Here is a 4,671-nt window from a genome sequence, read left to right as displayed (position 1 = left end):
ACCATTGCAGGGGGGTTTGAGCCGGGGGTTTGGGATCCCCAATTTGGCGACATCCTCGCCAGCCACGGGGACATCAGCCGCGGTCGGCAGCTCATCTGGGAACTATTCCCTGGGCCAGGGGAGGATCTCACCTTCTACCTGTTCCACTACCACCAGGTGCATCCGGAAAACCCGGGATCCCTCTTGGAGTTGTACGAAGACTTTTTTACCATCCTGCCCGAGTACCGCCGCTGCGACCCGGAGCACTTGCAGTGGAAGAAGGCCACCTTTGGCTATATCCCCGGACGCTTCGGCCAGCAGCCAGCTCCCAAAGAGCCCTTCGACCGCGTCCTCTTGATTGGGGATGCGGCAGCCCTGCAATCACCCTTGAGCTTTACGGGGTTTGGATCCCTGGTGCGCAACTGCTCTCGCCTGTGCGATTTGCTGGATACGGCCTTGCGCCACGACCTGCTCAAAGCCTCTGACTTGGCTCAGGTTCGCGCCTACCAGGGCAACTCTGCTGTCACTTGGTTGTTCTCGCGGGGGATGATGGTGCCCACCGGCAAGGTGTTGCCGCCTGAGCGCATCAACGCCATTCTCAACAGCTTTTTCGGCATCCTCACCACCGAGCCGCCCGAGGTGGTGGACGACTTTATCAAAGACCGAGCCGGTTGGCTGGCCTTTAACCGCATGGCCGTCAAAGCCGCTCTGCAGAACCCGCGGCTGCTGCTGTGGATCTGGGAAGCAGTGGGGGCAGAAGGCTTTGCCCGCTGGCTGCCCACCTACTTCAGCTACACTGGCCTGGCTTTGCTCTCAGCTCTGCTGCGGGGCTGGTTCCCCAAGCTGGTGCGGCGCCTGCAACCCTGGCTGGAGTCCCGCTACCCCCGCCTGTGGTTGCGCTGCCTGAGCTGGAGCTACACCCTCACCTATGGGGTAGGCCAGCCGCGCCTGGAGTTTCATCTCCCCGCTCCCAGCTCTCCTGCCGGGCAAAACCTGCAAAACCCAATACCGACCTGGATAGAAGAAAGGGCCTAGGCCGGAGACTTTCATCGCACCAGTTGTTTCTAGGCTTTCGCTCTCTTGGAACCACCGTCTCTCTGATGTCTGTAGGAGAGGTGGGTGCCGACTGTTATGTGGGCAGAATCAACTCGCAAAAAATCTCGATGAGTGCTAGCATTCGCTACCTTGGTTTGCTAGCAGTTTTCTCCCTTATCTGCACAGGATTGTTCACCGGAGCGCTCATCAGGCAAGGCTCCCCGCTTGCGTGCCAAAGCATCCATCCCCAGGTAGTAGCCGGCGGAGAAAGAGTTCTGTCCACCTGCTTTTTAGCCTTGGCAATTGGCCCAAGTTGAGTATAATCAGTGCCTACTATCCACCAACATTCAGGTTCAGGCCGATGAGGGTTGGGAAGGGATCCCAACTTAAGTCGGTTGAGGGGCTTCTAGCCTCTTTTGGCAAGATCTCTATTTTCGCGAGAAAACTCTGTAGGACTGAATCCAATGGTTTATACCTTTGAGATCATCGGCATTGCCCCTGCCCTCGATTTTTTCTGTCAGCAGCAGGAGCTGGCAAAGCGGCCTTGTGGGGTAGAGTACCTGGGCACCCGCCCGTGCACCCTGGATGCGCTGCTGGGATCCCTGGAGGAGGTGCCGGCGCGGCGGGGCTGGGACTGGGATCAGTTGGTCGAAACCGTCATCCGCTTTTGGTGCAGCAACCCTGATTTGGTGAGTTTGTGGCGGTCTCGCTTTCGGGATGCTGGGGAAGATGCCCTGTTGGTCTCGCGGGTGGGGCACATTCAATCCTTACAGCGGGAGTTTGAGTGGCTGCTCAACCAATGAGATCCATAAACCGGGTAGGCTAAGGGCAGGATTGGTTCGTGACTACCCATGAGCGACACCGTTTTTAGCAGGATCATCCGCAGGGAGATCCCGGCCCAGATTGTCTACGAAGATGAGCGGGCCATCGCCTTCAAAGACATCGCCCCTCAAGCCCCTGTCCACATCTTGGTGGTGCCCAAGGAGCCTATCCCCGGCATTGCCCAGGCCAAGCCCGAACACGAAGCGTTGCTAGGGCACCTGCTGCTGACGGCTCAGCGGGTGGCTGCCGAAGCTGGCCTCAGCAAAGGTTATCGCTTGGTCATCAACCAAGGAGAAGATGGCGGTCAAACCGTCTTTCACTTGCACATCCACGTCCTGGGCGGTCGGGCGATGGGCTGGCCGCCAGGCTAGCTCTGGGTTTACCCCAGCTAGAATGCTGGGAAGGCGGCTGGCGCACGAGGTCTAGGGGCAATGGAGTGGCATGTCACCGATGCGGAAAGCCTGATGATCATCGATCAGGAGGTGGGCAAGCATGAGCTTTCCCCTGCCGAATATGAGGTGGTGCGTCGGGTAATTTACGCTACTGCAGACTTTGAATATCTTCACCTCCTCCGTTTCGCCAACGAGGCGCTGCAGGCGGGGGCGGCGGCTTTGGCGGCGCGCACCACCATTGTGGTGGACGAGCCAATGGTGCAGGTGGGCATTGCACGGGCAGTGCAGAACACCTTCTCCAACCCCATCTACTGCGGCAGCGAAGCTGTTACCCGTCCCCAGAGGGACAAGACCCGCTCTGCTTGGGGCCTGCAAACCCTGGCCCAACGCTATCCTGAGGCCATCTTTATCGTTGGTCAATCCCAGACGGCTCTTTCCACCTTGGTGCAGTTAATTGCCGAGAAAGAGGTGGCCCCTGCCCTGGTAATCGCGACGCCGGCTGGGTTTGTGGATGTGGTGAAAGCCAAGCGGGAGCTGGCCGATTCGATGGTGCCCCACATCCGCACCGAGGGACGTAAGGGCGGCCCTGCCGTGGCGGCGGCGGTCTTGGATGGACTTTTGGACTTGGCTTGGCAGGCCTATGTGCAGGCCAGTAGCCCAGACCCTCCCGGCAAATCGGTTACCAGATAGACGGGAGCGCTCTGCACTTGAATCCAGATCACAGTTTCAGCGGGATCTCGGTCACTCCTCCCTCCGTCCAGCCTTGGCAAGATAAGAGCCATCTTCTCAGCGCCGGAGCGAAGAAGTGGCCTGGAAAGCGGCTAGTCGAACGGGGATCCGGTCATGCGTCAGTTGATCTGGGTTTGGGGAAGCGGCTGGCTTTTGGCGTTGACCTTGGCCGGGGGAGGGTGGGCCCAAACGGATCCCAGTCGAGTGGCGGCTCTTCTGCCCGCTGACCAGCCGGCTCTCCCGGCGCCGCCGGGCATCGACCGGAGGGAAGCTCGGCTCAGCCCCTACCAGCGCTGGCAACAGCAGCATGCTGCTGCGGAGGTTCCCTTTTGTAGGTTCGAGGGGATCTTCTACCGCCTCTCTCAGAAGGCGGAACAAAGACCAGAAGAGCTGCCTTTTCCCCTGCAGCCAGCCGGGATCCCTTTGGGAGAAGGTAGCCCTTTTTTTCTACATGCCAACGGGCTGGTCTACCGAGTGTCCTATTGAAAGGGGGGAAGTGCTTGCGGCAGCAGGACAGCTATTTCTCCTCAGGGAGGGGGATCAGGGGTTCAGTAATGATTTCCCACCTTGCGATGGTGGATGGCGGTGAGGCCCTCAGGGCTGGAGACCCGTCCGGCCTCTAGCGTGCTATAGACCACCCAGTGGTCGCTGGTTTCCAGGCGGCTGACCACGCGGCACTCCAGGTAGGCCAGGGCATCGGCAAGGATAGGGGATCCGTTAGCGGCAGGGTAGGTCTTGATGCCGGCAAAGCGGTCGGCTCCCGGCGGGAAGCGCTTTAGGAAGTGGCGCATTAAGGGCTGGTAGTGGCCCTCCTGCAACACGTTAAGGACAAAGGTATCCCCCACCTGTAGGAAGGACTCAATTGCCCGATCCTTAGCCACGGCCACGCTGATCCCTGGCGGATCGCTGCTGGCCTGGGCCACCCAGGAGGCGAGCATGGCGCTGGTGGCCTGTCCTTTGCGGGCGGTGAGGATGTAAAGGCCATTGCTGATGCGGCCCAGGGCGCGATCCAGATCGGCATCCAAGGCTTTCATCTGCTGAATGTTGCGATCCCGCGTTAGCCATTGCCCTAGATCAGTGCCAGCTTCCTCCGCTGCTTGCAGCAGAGTTTCGTTCACGGGCTGCTTGAGGAGAATGGGAGGGAACACCTCTTTGGCGCCCAGTTCCTGCAGCGTGTTGCGGCAGAGGTAGACCGACTCCTCATCTTCACCGCCCGACTCGAAGAGGCCAAAGCCTTGTTTGCTGTGGGCAGAGGCCAAGAGGGTTTTTAGCAGCACCTGGGTGGTGGCCGCATCTGGCCCTGATTGGGGGGGCATGCCTATCACCACGCCGGCGGCCAGGCTCATCAGCTCGCGCACCTCGTGGGCATCCAGCAGCCGCAGATCCGCCAGCTCGACGGCAACGCCGGTTTTTTGGATCCCGCGGGCAATCGCCTGAGCCAAGGCTTCTGCCTGGCCGTAGCCCGATAGGTAGAACACCGCCGCCATTCGTTCGGCTTTGGCCTGCTCTAGGCTCCAGGTGCGGTAGTGCTCCACCCAGTCGGACAAGTGATGGCGCAGCAGGGGGCCGTGGCCGGTGGCAATGGCGGCAATGGGTGGCAGGGCCTCCATGCGCTTGAGGGCAGACAACACCGAGCGGGCATTGGGCCCCATGAGGCAGTCGTAGTAGAGCTTAAAGTCAGCCTGTAGCAGGTGGGGATGCTCGTCCCAGGCAA

Annotated in this window: 5 protein-coding genes and 1 pseudogene; 5 read left to right on the top strand and 1 reads right to left on the bottom strand. The window is 60.3% G+C overall.

The window, feature by feature from the left end; genetic code table 11:
- From NW835_RS03815 to NW835_RS03795, 5 genes and pseudogenes are all read left to right on the top strand, one after another.
- Positions 1–1,014 (top strand): annotated as a pseudogene (locus NW835_RS03815) (flavin-dependent dehydrogenase); the annotation flags it as partial.
- Positions 1,015–1,478: 464 nt separating this feature from the next.
- The gene (locus NW835_RS03810; protein WP_414366521.1) at positions 1,479–1,817 is read left to right on the top strand and encodes a hypothetical protein; all 339 of its coding nucleotides are present in this window, start codon (positions 1,479–1,481) and stop codon (positions 1,815–1,817) included.
- 48 nt (positions 1,818–1,865) lie between these two features.
- Positions 1,866–2,207, top strand: a complete 342-nt coding sequence (locus NW835_RS03805) for a histidine triad nucleotide-binding protein (RefSeq protein ID WP_414386068.1) — start codon at positions 1,866–1,868, stop codon at positions 2,205–2,207.
- A gap of 60 nt (positions 2,208–2,267) precedes the next feature.
- Entirely contained in the window at positions 2,268–2,918 is a 651-nt protein-coding gene (locus NW835_RS03800; RefSeq protein WP_414371540.1) for a precorrin-8X methylmutase, read from the top strand.
- Between the two features lie 153 nt (positions 2,919–3,071).
- The gene (locus tag NW835_RS03795; RefSeq protein WP_414414566.1) at positions 3,072–3,443 is read left to right on the top strand and encodes a hypothetical protein; all 372 of its coding nucleotides are present in this window, start codon (positions 3,072–3,074) and stop codon (positions 3,441–3,443) included.
- A gap of 62 nt (positions 3,444–3,505) precedes the next feature.
- On the opposite strand, the gene NW835_RS03790 is transcribed toward NW835_RS03795, so the two are convergent.
- A partial coding sequence (locus NW835_RS03790) for a flavin reductase (protein ID WP_414414565.1) occupies positions 3,506–4,671 on the bottom strand: 1,166 nt, incomplete at its 5' end.

The organism is Synechococcus sp. OH2 (assembly GCF_047462155.1).
GTDB lineage: Bacteria > Cyanobacteriota > Cyanobacteriia > Thermostichales > Thermostichaceae > Thermostichus.
This window is presented reverse-complemented; position numbering and strand designations above follow the sequence as displayed.